Below are 15,514 nucleotides of genomic sequence, written 5' to 3'. Positions count from 1 at the left end.
ACCGCGGACCGGAAGGCACAGCGCCCGGTTCCGGTGCCGTGAGGGTTCCTATGCCTTGGCGCTGCTGCCGCTCTTCCCCCTCGTCTTCGGCAGCGCCAGCCTGATCTCCTCCCGCAGCTCGTGGATCTTCGGATCGCTGGAGTACTCGGCGGTGAGCCGGTACATCTGGCCCAGCCGGTCCCAGGTGCGGCGCGAGGAGTTCGACCCCATCGCCATCAGGGCCAGCCGTGCGTACCGGTCCGCCTGTTCGGGGTCGTCCGCGATGAAGCAGGCGGAGGCCATGGACAGATGATCGAAGATCTTCGACCGCTCCCGGCCGTCGATGCGCAGGGCCAGCGCCTTCTCCGCGTAGTACTGGGCGTGCACGGCCGCGCCCGGCTCGTGCTCGGCCAGTGTGCGGTAGGCCAGGGCCTGCATGCCGTACAGATCCTCCTCCTTGAAGGTCTGCATCCAGCTCGGCGGCGGCACGTCGCCCCGGTCGGAGACGAAGAGGTCCTCCGCCTGTCCGAGGGTGCGGCGCATGGCCTGGCCCTTGCCCATGGAGGCCTGCGCCCAGGCCTCGATGGTGTAGAGCATCGCCTTGGTACGGGGCAGCACCTCGTCGCCGGAGCCGGACTGGGCGAGCTTCATGAGGTCGAGTGCGTCGTCGGGCCGGCCCAGGTGCACCATCTGGCGAGCCGCCCGGGAGAGCGCCTCCCCCGCGCGGGGCCGGTCGCCGCCCTCTCTTGCTGCGTGGGCGGCGATGACGAAGTACTTCTGGGCCGTGGGCTCCAGGCCGACGTCGTGCGACATCCAGCCCGCGAGGACGGCGAGGTTGGCGGCGACGCCCCACAGGCGCCGCTGGAGATGGTCGGGGTGCCGGTAGGCGAGCATGCCGCCCACCTCGTTGAGCTGGCCCACGACCGCCTTGCGTTGCAGTCCGCCGCCGCGGGCCGCGTCCCAGGCCCGGAACACCTCGACGGAGCGCTCCAGTTCCTCGATCTCCTGCGATCCGATGGGGGCGGCCTCGTAGCGGTCGAACCCGGCCGGATCGGCGTGCAGGGGGTCGTCGAACTGGGGAGCATCGGCGGTCAGGGCCGGATCGGTGTGCAGCCAGTCGTGCATGGCGCTGCTGAGTGCTGATCCCGCGGCGAGCGCGGCACCCGCGCCCACCAAGCCGCGTCGGTTGAGCATGAGGTCCATTCCCGTGAATTCGGTGAGGACCGCAGCAGTCCGCTCGGGCGCCCACGGCACTCCGTCGGGATGTTCCGCACTCCCGCCGCCCTGCCGTTTCCCCGCACGCCCGTGCCGGACCAGACCGAGGTCCTCGATGGTCACGACACGGCCGAGACGCTCGGTGAACAGGGCCGCCAGCACCCGCGGTACCGGATCACGCGGGATCTCTCCCGTGTCGATCCAGCGCCGCACCCGTGAGGTGTCGGTCGAGAGCTGGGGGTGGCCCATGGCCGCCGCCTGCCGGTTGACCAGCCTCGCGAGTTCGCCCTTGGACCAGCCGGCGAGGCCGAACAGGTCCGACAGACGGGTGTTGGGTTGTCCGCTCACGTCAAGCCCCCAGGTACTCGGCTGAGTTGAATGTAGCCCGGTGAGAGTTGCCGGGCGACTATTCGCCAGGCTTCGCCAGGGCACGCCAGATGGTGTGCCACGGGGCATCGGGTGTCAGGTAGGAAAGCGCCACCCCGACCCGGTCGCCTTCTGGAACAAGGGATGCATTCCCCAGGGTGCACCCGGGCGACCGGGCCGGGCAGCGCACTGTCGTCGCAGGCACACGAAGGGATCTGTTTCGCCCATGTACACAGCATCGTCCTCCGTGTCCGCCCCGCCCCGGTCGCTGCACCCCCGTCCGGCGGGTGCTGGCGGCCCCTACCTCGACCCCGCGCGTCCGGCGGCTCCCGTGCTCGGTGCGGGCAGGACGCGGCGCGTTCCAGGGGTCGGCACCCAACCCGTCAGCGGGAGACTCGACTTGTCCGGCCCTCAGGGCGCCCAGCTGCGCACGGCGATCGCGTCGGTGCACCGGATCTGCCCGGAGTTCGCCCCGGTGCAGGTGCTGCGCCGCAGCGGACGCTCCGTGCTCCTGGTCGGTACGACGGGACGCAGCACCGCGGTCGCCAAGTGTTTACTGGACCACTCCCCCGTGTGGGCCGAGCGGATCCGTCACGAGATAGCCGCGTACCGCTCGTTCGTCCGGCACCGCCCTCCGGTGCGGGTGCCGAGACTGATCGCGGCGGACCCGGACAACTGCACGCTGGTGATCGAGCGGATGCCGGGCCGGGTGGCGGCACTGCACCGGCACCCTGCGGAGGCCCCGCCCCGGGCGGACATCCGGGCGGCACTCGGCGCGATCTGCCGGCTGAACGCCTGGCGGCCGCCGGCGGGCACCTTCGACGCCCCGCTCGACTACGCGACACGCATCAACCGGTACCACGAGCTGGGGCTGCTCACCGACCGGGATCTGGGCGACCTGCAGAAACTGCTGCACGGCATCGCGGCGACCGCGGGCCGGCACGGCATGGGCCAGTTCTGCCACGGCGACGCACTGTTGTCGAACATCCTCCTGTCACCGGCCGGTCCAGTGCTGGTGGACTGGGAGCACGCGGGCTGGTACCTGCCGGGCTACGACCTGGCGACGCTGTGGTCGGTCCTCGGCGACGCGCCGGTGGCCCGGCGGCAGATCAGCCAGATCGCCCAGACGGCGGGCCCGGCGTCGCGGGACTCGTTCCTGGTGAACCTGATGCTCGTCCTCACCCGGGAGATCCGTACCTACGAGATGGCCGTGCAGCGTTCGATGCACGACACGACCCCGGCGGCACCGGGAGTGGCCCACCCGGGTGCTGCGCCGTCCGGCGAGGAACAGCGGCTGCTGCTCAGGCGGCTGCACGACGACTGCCAGCTGGCCCGCCGGGCCGTGCGCGCGGCGGTCGGCACTCGCTGACGGGGACGACGGTTGGCGGTGCGCCACGTCAACGGCGCACCGCGGACCGTCGTATGTCCGGATCCACGGCTCGTCCGGCATCGCCCATCGGTGTACGCCACTGACGCCCCGCAGGCCCGCGGGGCGCCGCCGCGAAACTCCCCGCCCACCTGGCCTGACGAGGGAAATCGCCTGCTTCTGGGCATCATTGACGGATCGTCGGCAGGCCGGTACCACTGACGGACCCGGCCCCGCACGGCGCGTCGCGCTCGACCGTCCCAGGAGGCTGCATTGCGAGAATCCGCCATCGCCACCGACCGAGCAGCCGGGCACAGACGTTTCCGAAGGACCGCGGGCGCGGTGGGCTGCGCCGCCCTGCTGCTGCCGCTGCTCGGCGCGGCCCCGCCCGACGCCCGGGCCTCCGCGGCCGGTCTGCAGTCGGCGTTCGCCGCCGCGGCCGCCGAGTACCACGTGCCGCAGAGTGTGCTTCTTGCCGTCTCCTACCTGCAGTCCCGCTGGGACGCGCACGCCGGGGCGCCCAGCGTGACCGGCGGCTATGGTCCGATGCACCTCACCGACGCCCGCACCGCGCTCGCCGAGGCGGCGCCGCACCACAGCGAGGGGACGGAGGACGCGCGCGGCGACAGCGCCCGCCCACCGGTGCACCCCGAGGCGAAGGTGCCGGAGAATGCCGCCCTCCCGGCCCGTCTCAAGACCCTGCCGAAGGCGGCCGAGCTCACCGGCCTGCCCGCCGAGCGGTTGCGGACCGATCCCGCCGCGAACGTGGCGGGCGGCGCCGCACTGCTCGCCGCCGCTCAGCAGGACCTCGGCGAACCGCTCAGCGAGGATCCCGCGGACTGGTACGGGGCGGTGGCCCGCTTCTCCGGCGCGGACGACAGCGCGACGGGGGCGGCGTACGCCAACGACGTGTTCGACGTGCTGCGCACCGGCGAGGAGCGCACCACCGACGCCGGTCAGCAGGTCGCCCTGGCCGCCCAGCCCGCTCTCGCCCCCGACCTCGCGCAGTTGACGCGGACGGGCCTGCGGCCACGGGCCGCGGACGGCACGGAGTGCCCGAAGACGGTGTCCTGCGAGTGGATCCCGGCTCCCTACGAGGAGTTCGGCGAGGGCGACTACGGCAACCACGACACCGGGAACCGTCCGGTGTCCCAGAGCATCAGGTACATCGTCGTCCATGACACGGAGGGCGCCTGGGAAGGCGTCCTCAACCTCGTGCAGGACCCCACCTATGTGTCGTGGAACTACTCGCTGCGCTCCACGGACGGCCACATCGCCCAGCACGTCAAGGCCAAGGACGTGGCGTGGCACGCGGGCAACTGGTACGTCAACGCCAAGTCGGTCGGCCTGGAGCACGAGGGCTTCCTGGCCAGCCCGGACGCCTGGTACACGGAGGCGATGTACCGGTCGTCGGCGCGGCTGGTGGCGTATCTGGCCAAGAAGTACGGCATCCCGCTGGACCGGCAGCACATCCTCGGCCACGACAACGTGCCGGGTCCGACCGCGGGGACCGTCGGCGGCATGCACACCGATCCGGGCCCGTACTGGGACTGGGGGCACTACTTCGCCCTGCTGGGCCGTCCCTTCGAGTCCACGGCCGGCAAGAACGGCGGCCTGGTGACGATCCGCCCCGACTACGCCACGAACCAGCCGGGGTACACAGGCTGCGTCGCCAAGGGTGAGCCGTGCGCGGCTCACGGGTCCAGCGCGGTGCGGCTCCACTCCGGGCCCGGCGAGTCCTACCCCCTGATCAAGGACATCGGTCTGGGGACGACGCCGGGCACCGGGGTGAACGACCTGTCCTCACGGGTCTCCACCGGCCAGCAGTACGCGGTCGCGGGCCGCGACGGGGACTGGACGGCGATCTGGTACCTGGGCCAGAAGGCCTGGTTCAAGAACGCGAGGAAGAACCCGACCGCGGTGCACGCGACGGGCCTGGTGGTGACGCCCAAGAACGGGTCGGCGAGCATCCCGGTCTACGGGCGTGCCTACCCGGAGGCGTCCGCGTACCCGGCGGGAGTACCCGCCCAGGCCCTGTCGCCGCTGCCGTACAAGCTGCCGGCGGACCAGCGGTACGTGGTCGGGGACAAGGTGCCCGGCGAGTACTACTACGCGGTGACGTTCGGCGAGGCCTCCCACCAGGTGGTGGCCGCCGAGGACCTGTACTACGAGATCCAGTTCGGCCACCGGGTGGCGTTCGTGCGGGCGGCGGACGTCCGCGTGGCGCGGTCGGCCGGGTAGTCGCCTCAGTCCTGCTGGAAAAGCTCCGCGGGGAGCGGCTTCAGCAGGGCGTACAGGTCGTCGGTGATGGGGCGGTCCCAGGCGGCGATGGTCACCAGGACGTTGTCGCTGCGGTCGAACTGCACGCAGGAGATCCGGCTCTCCGACAGCTTGAGGCGGCGCACGATCAGGAGGTTGTCGCCCTGCATCACCGGCATGTCCTCGGAGCCGACGACGGTCACCTCCTCGTCGTTCTCCAGCGCCAGCAGCAGCTGGCCGACCTCGAAGGGGATCTCGTCCTCGGTGACGTCGCGGGCCGGGGAGCCCTCCGGCAGATTGCCGATGATCATCGCGGGGCCGCGGCCGCCGAAGAGGTCGTAGCGAAGGTAGACGCCCTGGCAGCTGCCGTCGGGCGCGGGCAGCAGACCGGCGCCCAGATTGCCGGGCCAGTCGCCCGGGTCCATGGCCAGTACGTCGAAGTCGGGCCCGGCGGGCGTGGCGCTACGGCGGCGGAGGAACGACATGCCGCAATGGTACGTGCCCGGACCCCTCGCGTGGCGTGCGGGCGGCTCTTCTCCGCTGGGCGCGGTCGCGGTGCCGTTCGTGATGCCGCGCGACGCGGGCGCGATTGCCGCAGGACGGCCTGCACCACTCCTGACGCGGGTGCTCCTTGAGGAAGTACCGCGCACAGCGCGGCGCGTGGCAGGCCCGCAGCCGCACTCGCTCGGGACCGTCGAGAAAGGCGATCGCGGCGTGCGCGAGCGCCGCGGTGAGTTCGCCGCCACCCTGGGCGGCCTCGTGCCGTACGACGGGTTCGGCGTCCTCGGCCCAGTGCAGTACGGGGACGGTGGGCGTGCGTGCGGCGGCCTCGTTGAGCCGCCGCACGGCCTCGGGCAAGGGCAGGAGGCGGGCCGGGTCGGCGGCGCTCGGTTCGGCGGGGCGCACGGCTCGGGCGAACAGGGCACGGACGGCGGCACGCAGGTCACGGACGGCGGCGAGCACGGCCTCGTCGGCGACGAAGGCGGCGGCCTCCGGCAGGGCGTCGGGGCGGGCGCGAACCCAGGCGGTGAGCCCTGCGGGGTCGGTGAGGTCGTCGGCGACCTGCCCGTGTCCGTCGTGCCGGACGGTCAGGGCGAGGTCGAGGGCGAGGCGGGCGTCCCTGCTGAGCGTGGCCTGCATGGAGCTAATGATAGGTGCGGCCGCATCCATTAGCCGAGGGCGGTGGCTGAGGGGTGTCTCAGTCCTCCGGCGGTGCCGGCGGCACCACCGCGACCGGGCTTGCCGCGTGCAGCAGGACGGCGTGGGTGACGGAGCCCATCATGCGGGCGGGTGCCAGCAGACGGCGTCGGTGGCGGCCGACGACGACCAGGTCGGCGTCCTTCGAGGCGGCGACGAGGTGACCGGCCGCGTCGCCCGGTGCCACGTACGGCTCGGCCCGGACGCCGGGATGGCGGGCGCTGTGCGGGGCGAGGAAGCCCTCGGCGAGGACGCGGGTCTCGTTCTCGACGGCGCCCTGGTCGATCATCACCGGGGCGAGTTCGCCGGGGACCGCCCAGTCCTGGATCGGCCACGCGAAGGCGGCGACGACCTGGAGGCGTGCGCCGCGCAGAGCGGCCTCGGTGAAGGCGAAGGCGAGCGTGGCCTCGTCGGGGCTGTCCACCTGGAGGCCGACGACCACACGGGGGCCCGGCGCGGCCGGTGCCTCGCCGTGCACCTCTCGCCCGGGTCGGGGCACCACGACGACAGGGCACTCGGCGTCGCGGGCGGCGGCCATGCCGTTGGAGCCGAGCAGCAGACTGGCGAAGCCGCCGCGGCCCCGCGAGCCGAGAACCAACAGCTGCGCGGTGGAGCCGAGTTCGGGCAAGAGCGCGGCCGGGGCGCCCTCCAGTACGAGGTACTCGACCTGCGGCAGGCCCTCCCGGCCCGCCAGATGGCCGCGCACCTGGTCGAGCACCGGGTCGTCGTCCGGGTCGGGCGGTCCGGCGGCCAGGACCTCGGGCTGGGCCCAGGCGGCGTACTGCCGCACATGGGCCACCCGCAGCGGTGCCTCGCGCCGGCGGGCGGCGTCGAGGGCGAAGTCCAGGGCGCGCAGACCGTCGTCCGAACCGTCGACCGCCGCGACCACCGGCAGAGTGCCCATGCGTTCCTCACCTCCGGAGTACGACCTTCCGTTTCCTGCCGGTCAGCCTTGCTCAGGCGTCGGCGTCAGGAGAGCGCTGGAGGTCGCGTGTCCGGAAAAACGGTAGGAACACCGCCGGATCGGCCCGCCGGCCCGTCGGCTCAGGTCAGGTCGAACTCCCCTTCCCTCGCGCCCGACACGAACGCGCCCCACTCCGCGGGCGTGAAGATGAGGGAAGGGCTATCGGGCCGGCCGCTGTTGCGCATCGCGATGAATCCCTCGACAAAGGCGATCTGGACATCCCCCAGGCCGCGGCTGCTGGAGTGCCAGTCGGCGGTGCTGAGGTCCAGCTCGGGCTTGTCCCAGCCCATGAGCGGCTGCTGCTGGATGGTGGTCTCGGCCACGTCCGTGCTCCTCCCGATTGCGTCGTCCGCGGCCAGCCTAGCGATCGGTCCCGGACGCCGACAGGCCACGTGAGGGGGACCTTTCAGGAGGCGGGCGGCTCGGACCCCACGAGCCACATGGAGAAGAACTGTGATCCGCCCCCGTAGGCGTGCCCGAGCACCCGCCGCGCGCCCTCCACCTGGTGTTCCCCGGCCAGCCCGCGGACCTGGAGCGCGGCCTCCGCGAAGCGGATCATGCCGGAGGCGCCGATGGGATTGGTCGACAGGACGCCGCCGGACATGTCGACGGGCAGGTCCCCGTCCAGTTCGGTGACCCCCGACTCGGTGAGCTTCCAGCCCTCGCCCTCGTCGGCGAAGCCGAGGTTCTCCAGCCACATGGGCTCGTACCAGGAGAACGGCACGTACATCTCTACGGCGTCGATCTCCCGGCGCGGGTCGGTGATCCCGGCCTGCCGGTACACGTCGGCCGCGCAGTCCTTGCCGGCCTGCGGCGAGACGAAGTCCTTGCCGGCGAAGAGGGTGGGTTCGCTCCGCATCGCGCCGCCGTGCATCCAGGCGGGCGGCCTGGGCGAGCGGGCGGCTCCCGCGCGGTCGGTGAGGACCATGGCGCAGGCGCCGTCGGAGGAGGGGCAGGTCTCCGAGTAGCGGATCGGGTCCCAGAGCATGGGCGCGGCCTGGACCTTCTCCAGGGTGATGTCGTGCTCGTGCAGGTGCGCGTACGGGTTCTTCAGCGCGTTGCGCCGGTTCTTGTACGCGACGAGGGAGCCGACCGTGTCGGGCGCGCCGCTGCGTCGCATGTACGCGCGTACGTGCGGGGCGAAGAACCCGCCGGCCCCGGCCAGCAGCGGCTGCTGGAAGGGGATGGGCAGGGACAGCCCCCACATGGCGTTGGACTCGGACTGCTTTTCGAAGGCGAGGGTGAGCACGGTGGCGTGGACCCGGGCGGCGACCAGGTTCGCGGCGACGAGCGCCGTCGACCCGCCGACCGAGCCCGCAGTGTGCACCCGCAGCATGGGCTTGCCCACGGCACCCAGCGCGTCGGCGAGGTACAGCTCCGGCATCATCACGCCCTCGAAGAAGTCGGGCGCCTTGCCGATGACGACGGCGTCGATGTCCGCCCAGTCCAGCTCGGCGTCGTCCAGGGCCTTGCGGGCTGCCTCCCGCACGAGCCCGGCGATGGACACGTCCCGGCGTGCCGCCACGTGCTTGGTCTGGCCGACGCCTACGACGGCCACGGGCTCCTTGCTCATCGCGGATCCCCTTCGAGTACGGCGACCAGGTTCTGTTGGAGGCAGGGGCCGGAGGTGGCGTGGGCGAGGACCCGGTCGGACGCGCCGCGGTGGATGCGGGCGGCGGCCTCGCCGATGCGGATGAGCCCGGCGGCCATGACCGGGTTGGCGGCGAGCGCGCCGCCGGAGGGGTTGATCCTCACCTCGTCGTCCAGCCCGAGCGCCTTGCGCAGGACGACCTCCTGCGAGCTGAAGGGTGCGTGCAACTCGGCGGTGTCGACGGGCCGTTCGAAGGCGCCTGCCTTCTCGGCGGCCAGCCGGGTGGAGGGCGAGTCGGTCAGGTCGCGGACGCCGAGGCCGTGTGCCTCGATGCGGTGGTCGATGCCGCGGATCCAGGCGGGCCGGGCGCACAGTTCCCGGGCCCGGTCCCCCGCCGCGAGGACGACGGCCGCGGCCCCGTCGCCGACGGGCGGGCAGTCGCCGGTGCGCAGGGGCCGGACGACGTAGTCCCGCCGCGAGGCCGTGCCGGGCGGGGCGTTGCGGCTGCGGTCCGCCACGGCGGCGAGCGCGGGCTCGTCGGTCTCGCCCGCGTCGATGAGTGCCTGTGCCTGGAGGGCGGCGAGGGCGACGGAGTCGGGCCACAGGGGTGCCACGTAGTAGGGGTCGAGCTGGCGGGTCAGGACGTCGCGGACTGACCCGGGTGAGGACTTGCCGTAGGAGTACACGAGTGCGGTGTCGGCGTCGCCGGTCAGCAGCTTGGTCCACGCCTCGTACAGCGCCCACGCGCCGTCCATCTCGACGTGGGACTCGGAGATCGGCGGCCAGGCGCCCACCCCGTCGAGGGCGAGCGTGAAGGAGAAGGCCCGGCCGGCGAGGTAGTCGCAGGAGCCGGAACAGGTGAAGTCGATGTCCGCGGTCTTCAGGCCGGTCTGGTCGAGCACGTCGTGCAGGACGGGCATGAGCATCTCCACTTCGGAGAGCTCGTCGGCGCTGCGCAGGTGGCCGGTGTGCGCGAAGGCGACGACGGCGACCTCCCTGAGGGGCGGCATCTACACCAACTCCTTGTACGTCTCGTAGTCCGCGTCGGGCTCCCCGGTCGGCCGGTAGTGGTCGGGGTGTCCGCCGCCTGCCGGCCACACGGGTTCGACGCGCAGGCCCATGCGCACCCGGTCGTAGGGGATGCCCGCGATGCGGCCGTGCAGGGCGAGGTCGGCGCCGTCGAGGGCGATGTGCGCGTAGACGTACGGGACCTCGATGTCGAGGTTCTTCGCCTTGATGTTGACGATGCAGAAGGTGGTGACCGTGCCGCGCGGACCCACCTCGACCTGTTCCGATGTGGCCACGCCACAGGTGGGGCACGCGCCCCTCGGCGGGACGTACACCTTGCGGCACGACGGGCAGCGCTCGCCGACGACCCGCTGTTCGGCGAGGGCGTGGAGGTACGCGGACTGGGCGCGGCCGGGCGAGTAGGTGTAGTCGAGGCGGGCCGGGGCGACGATGCCGGTGACCGGATCCTCGAACTCCCCGGTGTGGCCCGCCGGCCCGGCGCGGTCGCCGTCGTACGGCTCGAAGCAGGCGATGTCCGTGATGGCGCCCACGCGTTCGCCGGCCCAGCGGACGCGGACGCGCATGCCGGTGTGGACGGCGTCGGGGCCCGGGGCGTCGAGGGCGTGCAGGAGGGCGGTGTCGGCGCCGTCGAGGCGGATCAGGGCCCAGGCGAAGGGAGTGGTCAGGGGCTGGCCGCGGCGGGGGGCGTGGTTCCAGGCCCAGGTGGTGACCGTGCCGGTGGGGGCCACCTCTACGAGGTCACGTATCTCCGCGGCGGTGACCGGGTCGTACTCGACGGGCGGAACGAGAACGCGGCCGTCGGCGGTCTTCACCCCGAGGACGACGCGTTCGCGCAGGCCGGTGAGGAAGGCGCTCTGGACGGGGCCCAGGGAGCGGGTGAAGGGGAACTCGACGACGAGCGGCGCTTTGAGGACTTCGGGCATCCCGGGTGTCTCCTTCTGCGGGAGGGCGGACGCGCTGGTACGCGAGGTCAGGCGCGCTTGTAGTCGGGCGGTCGTTTCTCCGCGAAGGCGCGGGCGCCCTCCTTGGCGTCGGCCGTGTCGAAGACGGGCCAGCCGCGTTCGAGTTCGGCGGCGAGTCCGTCGGTCTCGGTCATCTCGGCGGTCTCGTACACGGATGCCTTGACGGCCTCGACGGCGAGCGGACCGCAGGCGTTGATCTGTTCGGCGATCTCCAGGGCCTTGTCGAGTGCCGTGCCGTCGGGGACGACATGGCCGATCAGACCGATGCCGGCGGCCTCGCGGGCGGTGTAGGGGCGGCCGGTGAGCAGCATCTCCAGGGCGTGGGTGCGCGGGATCTGGCGTTGCAGCCGGACGGTGGAACCGCCGATCGGGAAGAGCCCGCGTTTGACCTCGAACAGCCCGAAGGTCGCCGACTCGCCCGCGATCCGGATGTCGGTGCCCTGGAGGATCTCGGTGCCGCCGGCGACGCAGTACCCCTCGACGGCGGCGATCACCGGCTTGCGGGGGCGGTGGTGGCGCAGCATCGCCTTCCAGTGCAGGTCCGGGTCGGCCTTGAGGCGGTCCCGGTGCTGCTCGCCCTCCATGCCCTGCCCCGCGAGGGCCTTGAGGTCCATGCCGGCGCAGAACGCGCCGCCCGCGCCGGTCAGCACGATCGAGCGCACCTCGTCGTCCTCGTCGGCCTCGGTCCAGCCGTCGTACAGGCCGACGAGCATGGACAGCGAGAGCGCGTTTTTGGCGTCGGGCCTGTTGAGCGTGAGCACCAGTGTGGCGCCGTGGCGCCGCACGGTGAGGTGTTCCGTCCCACCCATTGCCCATCTCCCCTCTGAAAGAACGAGAACAGGTTGCAGGAGGCGCCTGGGCACTTCAAGGGTTTTCTGACACACAGTCAGATTTATTCGACGCGGACTCTTCACAGTTGCGGCGCCCTTTGCTCAGATGACCGGCGAACCGTCGAAGGGCCAGGGCCCGTCCGAGGTCAGGAGGAGCGGTGGAGTACAACCTTGCCGACCTGTTCGAGTCGGTCGTCGACGTGGTCCCGGACCGCGAGGCGCTCGTGTACATCGACCACCCCGGTACGGGCGCGGAGCGCCGGCTGACGTACGCGGAACTGGACGCCGCCGCCAACCGGATCGGCCACCACCTGGCCGACAGCGGGGTACGGCCCGGCGAGCACGTGGGCCTGCACCTCTACAACGGCGTCGAGTACCTCCAGGCCGTGCTCGGCTGCCTGAAGGCGCGGATCGTCCCGGTCAACGTCAACTACCGTTACGTGGAGGACGAGCTGGTCTACCTGTACCGGGACGCCGACCTGGTGGGCCTGGTCTTCGACGCGGAGTTCACCGACCGGGTCGCGGCGGCGCTGCCGCACACGGACGCGCTGCGGCATATGGTGCGGGTCGGGACGCCGGCACCGGGGGCAGCCGAGGTGGCTGCCGTGGATTTCGCGAGGGCGGAGGCCTCCGGCTCCCCGGAGCGCGGATTCCCCACCCGCTCGGGCGACGACCAGTTCATCATCTACACCGGTGGCACCACCGGCATGCCCAAGGGCGTGATGTGGCGCCAGGAGGACCTGTTCTTCTCGGGGCTCGGGGGCGGCGCGCCGACCGGCGAGCCGGTGAAGAAGCCGCAGGAGCTGGCCGAGCGGGTCGCGGCCGGCGGCGCCGGGATCACCTTCTTCCCCGCTCCCCCGCTGATGCACGGCACGTCCACCCTGACGGCGTTCATCGGCTTCAACTTCGGTCAACGGGTCGTGCTGCACCGCAAGTTCGCCCCCCAGGAGGTACTGCGGACGATCGAGAGGGAGAAGGTCACCAGCATGTCGCTGGTGGGCGACGCGATGCTGCGACCGTTGATCGACGCGCTCGAAGGCCCCATGAAGGGCATCGACATGTCCTCGATGTTCAGCGTGTCGTCGTCGGGGGCGATCATGTCGGACACGGTGCGCAGGCAGTTCCAGGCGCTCGTCCCGAACGTGATGCTGCTGAACAACTTCGGCTCCTCCGAGTCCGGTTTCAACGGCACGGCGACGGAGGACTCCGGCCCCGAACGCGGCTTCCGCGTCCGCGTCAACTCCCGTACCCAGGTGGTGGATCCGGCCACCCGCGAACCGGTCGCCGTCGGCGAGGTGGGCCGGGTCGCGCAGTGCGGGCACGTGCCAATCGGCTACTACAACGACCCGCGCAAGAGTGCCGAGACCTTCTTCGAGAAGGACGGCGAGCGGTGGGTGCTGCTCGGCGACATGGCCACCGTCGACGAGGAGGGCGTGGTCACCGTCCTCGGACGCGGCTCGCAGTGCATCAACACGGGCGGCGAGAAGGTGTACCCGGAGGAGGTCGAGCAGGCGCTCAAGTCCCATCCGGACGTCTACGACGCGCTGGTCGCCGGGGTTCCGGACGCGACGTGGGGCCACCATGTGGCGGCCGTGGTGCAGGTGCGAGAGGGGGCGGTACGGCCGTCCCTGGAGGAGATCCAGGCGCACTGCCGTTCCCGGCTCGCCGGTTACAAGATCCCGCGCCGGCTGGTGGTCGCGCAGACGCTCCGCCGGTCACCCAGCGGCAAGGCGGACTACCGCTGGGCCCGGGAGGTGGCGACATCGGCGGAAGGATCAATTCCGGGGCCGTCCGCTTGAACCGCAGGCGCCGTGCGGACGTACTGGGAGATGGCAGGCTGGGCCTTCGAGCCCTGATTGCCATGCCCTCGCACGACCGCACGGAAGGACCTCCGGGTGTCACTCTTCACTCGCTCTCGCCAACTGCCGGATACCGCTGGGGGCGAGGCGGATACGGGTGACGGAGGGGTCGCGGGGGAAGAGGTGGCCGAGGACGTCGTGCAGGAGACCCGGTCGTCCGAGGCCGGCGAGGCACCGGGGCCCGAGGAGTCCGCCGACGATCCCCGGCCCGTCGCCCCCTCCCCCGGCTGGTTCGGCTGGCGGCGTCGCCACCCCCGCGCGTCGCGTGGCGTGTCCGTGGGGACGAGCGTCCTGGCCGTCGTGCTGGTGGGGCTCGCGCTGCTCCTGCCCAATCGCCTCGACCGGACCACTTACTTCTCGTTCCTCCGCCTCCCCGTCGAGGCGATCCTTCTCGCGGTCGTCCTGCTCGCCCTGCCGCCCAAACCCCGTCGGTTCGTGGCGATCGGCTCAGGCCTGTTCCTCGGCCTGTTCACCGTCCTCAAACTCACCGACATGGGCTTCTACCAGTTCCTGGCCCGGCCGTTCGACCTCGTCTTCGACTGGATCCTGTTGAACGACGCGACGGACTTCCTCAGGGAGTCGTTCGGGCGATCGGGCCAGTTGCTCGTGGTGACCGGGGTGATCGTCCTCCTCGTCGCCGTGCTCGCGCTGAGCACGTGGGCGGTGATCCGGCTGGCGACCGTCGTCGACCGACACCGCACCGTGGCGGTCCCCACCACCCTCGTCCTCGGCACCGCGTGGGTCGCCTGCTTCACCCTCGGCGTGCAGTCCGGCGGATCCCCCTTCGCCAGCAAGGGCAACTCCGAGGTCCTCGCCAACCGTGTGGAGTACGTCCGCAACGGCCTCGGGGACGCCAAGGTCTTCCAGAAGCAGGCCGCTGCCGACGCCTTCGCCGACACCCCGCCCGACCAGCTGCTGACCGGACTGCGCGGCAAGGACGTCCTGTTCACCTTCGTCGAGAGCTACGGCCGGGTCGCGCTCGACGACCCGGCGATGGCGCCCGAGATGGACGCGACCCTCGCGGAGGGCACGAGCCGGCTCGAGGCGGCCGGTTTCGACTCGCGCAGCGGCTGGCTGAAGTCGCCCGTGGCGGGGGCCGGCAGCTGGCTCGCCCACTCGACCTTCCTGTCCGGTCTTTGGATCAAGAACCAGCAGCGGTACCTGAGCCTGACCACCGGCGACCGCGCGACGCTCACCAGCTACTTCCAGAAGACCGGCGCCTGGCGCACGGTCGGCATCGTCCCCGGCGTACGGAAGAACTGGCCCGAGGGCAAGTACTTCGGCCTCGACCACATCTACGACTCCACGCACCTCGGCTACCAGGGCCCCTACTTCAGCTGGTCGCCGGTGCCGGACCAGTTCAGCATGGAGGCCTTCCAGCGCCTGGAGCACGGCAAGAAGAACCGCGACCCGATCATGGCGGAGATCATCCTGGCCTCCAGCCACAACCCCTGGTCGCCGATCCCCCGCACCATCGACTGGGACGACCTCGGTGACGGCACGGTCTTCAACCAGATCAAGAAGGAGGGCACCAATCCGACGGAGGTCTGGAAGAGCCGGGAGCGCGTGCGTACCGAGTACCGCAAGGCCGTGCAGTACTCCGTGGACAGCCTCACCCAGTGGCTCGAGCGCTACGGCGACGAGAACACGGTCCTCGTCTTCCTCGGCGACCACCAGCCGGTTCCGACCGTCACCGGGGGCAGCGCGAACAGGGACGTGCCGATCACGATCGTCGCCAAGGACCCGAAGGTGCTCGACCGGATCTCCGACTGGGGCTGGACGGACGGCCTCAAGCCCGCCGGGAACGCCCCGCAGTGGGGCATGGACAAGTTCCGCGACCGCTTCATGACGGCGTACGCCAAGTAGGGCCGGGCAGGCGTCCGTCCCGGGTCACACG

13 protein-coding genes are annotated in these 15,514 nt (G+C 71.7%); 4 read left to right on the top strand and 9 right to left on the bottom strand.

Translation table 11 applies throughout. The annotated features are described in order from the left end of the window. Window positions 1-48: 48 nt before the first annotated feature. Entirely contained in the window at window positions 49-1,542 is a 1,494-nt protein-coding gene (locus KUM49_RS44410) for a hypothetical protein (RefSeq protein ID WP_217242647.1), read from the bottom strand. 244 nt (window positions 1,543-1,786) lie between these two features. Here KUM49_RS44410 and KUM49_RS44405 point away from each other — a divergent pair, with 244 nt between their 5' ends. Together KUM49_RS44405 and KUM49_RS44400 are read left to right on the top strand one after the other, a co-directional pair. After that, window positions 1,787-2,929: an aminoglycoside phosphotransferase family protein gene (locus tag KUM49_RS44405; RefSeq protein WP_217242646.1), complete on the top strand. Its 1,143-nt coding sequence runs from the start codon at window positions 1,787-1,789 to the stop codon at window positions 2,927-2,929. A 270-nt stretch (window positions 2,930-3,199) separates the two neighbouring features. Then, window positions 3,200-5,167, top strand: coding sequence for an N-acetylmuramoyl-L-alanine amidase (locus KUM49_RS44400; RefSeq protein ID WP_217242645.1), 1,968 nt, complete (start codon window positions 3,200-3,202; stop codon window positions 5,165-5,167). 5 nt (window positions 5,168-5,172) lie between these two features. Here KUM49_RS44400 and KUM49_RS44395 read toward each other — a convergent pair whose 3' ends face one another. From KUM49_RS44395 to KUM49_RS44360, 8 genes are all read right to left on the bottom strand, one after another. Further along, window positions 5,173-5,670 carry a hypothetical protein gene (locus KUM49_RS44395; protein WP_217242644.1) on the bottom strand — a complete coding sequence of 166 codons (498 nt, stop codon included), beginning with the start codon at window positions 5,668-5,670 and terminating at the stop codon, window positions 5,173-5,175. Then, window positions 5,648-6,325 carry an ABATE domain-containing protein gene (locus KUM49_RS44390; protein WP_217242643.1) on the bottom strand — a complete coding sequence of 226 codons (678 nt, stop codon included), beginning with the start codon at window positions 6,323-6,325 and terminating at the stop codon, window positions 5,648-5,650. The genes KUM49_RS44395 and KUM49_RS44390 overlap by 23 nt, the downstream gene beginning before the upstream one ends. Before the next feature lie 58 nt (window positions 6,326-6,383). Further along, a complete protein-coding gene (locus KUM49_RS44385) occupies window positions 6,384-7,286 on the bottom strand; it encodes a universal stress protein (protein WP_217242642.1) in 903 nt (300 codons plus the stop codon). A 140-nt stretch (window positions 7,287-7,426) separates the two neighbouring features. Further along, window positions 7,427-7,669, bottom strand: a complete 243-nt coding sequence (locus KUM49_RS44380) for a DUF397 domain-containing protein (protein WP_217242641.1) — start codon at window positions 7,667-7,669, stop codon at window positions 7,427-7,429. An 83-nt stretch (window positions 7,670-7,752) separates the two neighbouring features. After that, entirely contained in the window at window positions 7,753-8,919 is a 1,167-nt protein-coding gene (locus tag KUM49_RS44375) for a thiolase domain-containing protein (protein ID WP_217242640.1), read from the bottom strand. Further along, window positions 8,916-9,947, bottom strand: coding sequence for a thiolase domain-containing protein (locus tag KUM49_RS44370; protein ID WP_217242639.1), 1,032 nt, complete (start codon window positions 9,945-9,947; stop codon window positions 8,916-8,918). The genes KUM49_RS44375 and KUM49_RS44370 overlap by 4 nt, the downstream gene beginning before the upstream one ends. After that, a complete protein-coding gene (locus KUM49_RS44365; protein WP_217242638.1) occupies window positions 9,948-10,889 on the bottom strand; it encodes a Zn-ribbon domain-containing OB-fold protein in 942 nt (313 codons plus the stop codon). Window positions 10,890-10,936: 47 nt separating this feature from the next. Then, on the bottom strand, window positions 10,937-11,737 hold the full coding sequence (locus tag KUM49_RS44360; RefSeq protein WP_217242637.1) for a crotonase/enoyl-CoA hydratase family protein: 801 nt from the start codon (window positions 11,735-11,737) through the stop codon (window positions 10,937-10,939). A gap of 179 nt (window positions 11,738-11,916) precedes the next feature. On the opposite strand from KUM49_RS44360, the gene KUM49_RS44355 reads away from it, so the two are divergent. Together KUM49_RS44355 and KUM49_RS44350 are read left to right on the top strand one after the other, a co-directional pair. Continuing rightward, a complete protein-coding gene (locus tag KUM49_RS44355; RefSeq protein WP_217242636.1) occupies window positions 11,917-13,557 on the top strand; it encodes an acyl-CoA synthetase in 1,641 nt (546 codons plus the stop codon). 183 nt (window positions 13,558-13,740) lie between these two features. Further along, on the top strand, window positions 13,741-15,483 hold the full coding sequence (locus KUM49_RS44350; RefSeq protein ID WP_374200278.1) for a sulfatase: 1,743 nt from the start codon (window positions 13,741-13,743) through the stop codon (window positions 15,481-15,483). The last annotated feature ends 31 nt before the right edge of the window (window positions 15,484-15,514 follow it).

Origin of the sequence: Streptomyces sp. AC555_RSS877 (genome assembly GCF_019049245.1) — a bacterium.
In the GTDB taxonomy this organism is placed as follows: domain Bacteria; phylum Actinomycetota; class Actinomycetes; order Streptomycetales; family Streptomycetaceae; genus Streptomyces.
This window is presented reverse-complemented; position numbering and strand designations above follow the sequence as displayed.

Coding starts and splice junctions, on each gene's coding strand:
- KUM49_RS44405 (WP_217242646.1), top strand. CDS start 1,787: ATGTACACAGCATCGTCCTCCGTGTCCGCCCCGCCCCGGTCGCTGCAC.
- KUM49_RS44395 (WP_217242644.1), bottom strand. CDS start 5,670: ATGTCGTTCCTCCGCCGCCGTAGCGCCACGCCCGCCGGGCCCGACTTC.
- KUM49_RS44390 (WP_217242643.1), bottom strand. CDS start 6,325: ATGCAGGCCACGCTCAGCAGGGACGCCCGCCTCGCCCTCGACCTCGCC.
- KUM49_RS44385 (WP_217242642.1), bottom strand. CDS start 7,286: ATGGGCACTCTGCCGGTGGTCGCGGCGGTCGACGGTTCGGACGACGGT.
- KUM49_RS44375 (WP_217242640.1), bottom strand. CDS start 8,919: ATGAGCAAGGAGCCCGTGGCCGTCGTAGGCGTCGGCCAGACCAAGCAC.
- KUM49_RS44370 (WP_217242639.1), bottom strand. CDS start 9,947: ATGCCGCCCCTCAGGGAGGTCGCCGTCGTCGCCTTCGCGCACACCGGC.
- KUM49_RS44365 (WP_217242638.1), bottom strand. CDS start 10,889: ATGCCCGAAGTCCTCAAAGCGCCGCTCGTCGTCGAGTTCCCCTTCACC.
- KUM49_RS44360 (WP_217242637.1), bottom strand. CDS start 11,737: ATGGGTGGGACGGAACACCTCACCGTGCGGCGCCACGGCGCCACACTG.